Source organism: Micromonospora sp. NPDC052213 (assembly GCF_040679695.1).
GTDB lineage: Bacteria > Actinomycetota > Actinomycetes > Mycobacteriales > Micromonosporaceae > Micromonospora.
The window spans coordinates 1-1,011 of the sequence record NZ_JBFAVI010000428.1 but is presented as its reverse complement, the minus strand read 5'-3'; the positions used below and the strand labels follow the sequence as shown (position 1 = coordinate 1,011).

Below are 1,011 nucleotides of genomic sequence, written 5' to 3'. Positions count from 1 at the left end.
GTAGTTGGTGGTGACCGGCACCGAAGGGTTCGCCGCCCGCAGCAGGTCACGCTGCTCGGTGTACGCGGACAGCAGCGTGTCGGACCAGAAGCGGCGGAAGTCGAGCAGCTGGCCGGGGTTCGCGAGATACTGCGTGGCGTGGGGCGTGCCGACCTGCGCCCAGTCGGAGTAGTGCTGGCTCCAGAAGCTGGTCACCCAGGCGTCGTTCAGCGCGTCGAGGTCGCCGTAGCGGCCGGTGAGCCAGCGGCGGAACGCCGCCTCGGTGTGCGGGCAGTGGCAGGTGGTGCCGTACTCGTTGTGCACGTGCCACAGCGCGAGCGCCGGGTGGTGCGCGTACCGGGCGGCCAGCACCTCGGCGATGCTGCGGGCGGCGTCGCGGTACGCGGGCGCGGCGGCGCAGTAGGTGTCGCGGCTGCCGTGGGTCAGGCGGACGCCGTCGGCGGTGACCGGCAGCGCGTCCGGGTGCCGCAGCGAGAACCACGGCGGCGGCGACGCGGTGGGGGTGGCCAGCGCGGCGCGGATGCCGTTCGCGTGCAGCAGGTCCAGCACACGGTCGAGCCAGTCGAACGTGTGGCGGCCGGGTTCGGGTTCCAGCCGGGACCAGGCGAACACGCCGACGGTGACCAGGTTGACCCCGGCGGCGCGCATCAGGGCGACGTCCTCGCGCCACACCTCCGGCGGCCACTGTTCCGGGTTCCAGTCCCCGCCGTAGCAGAGCCGCCCGTCGCTCCACGGCGCTTTAGTTGTCATCCCGGCCAAAATAGGAACAGGTGAGAAGGAAAGTCAATGGCGTCGATCATTGACAGTTAGTTGGGCTTCCAAAGAAACTGGCGGGACCGCCCGTGGACGCCGCGAGGAGACGCCCATGCCGTACCGCCCGCCGCTGGTCCCGTACGAGACGTTCGTGGCCGACCCGCCCGACCTGCCGGTCCGCGCCCCCGGCGAGGAGGGCGCCGACGACGTGCTGCGGGCCGAGGTCGCCGCGACCGATGCGCACGGGGTCACGCTCAC

1 protein-coding gene is annotated in these 1,011 nt (G+C 71.9%); it reads right to left on the bottom strand.

Annotation, left to right across the window (positions count from 1 at the left end; translation table 11 throughout):
• Nucleotides 1-750, bottom strand: a 750-nt coding sequence (locus tag AB0L34_RS34500; RefSeq protein WP_363709882.1) for a beta-galactosidase, incomplete at its 3' end; no start/stop codon positions are given.
• Between the last annotated feature and the right edge of the window lie 261 nt (nt 751-1,011).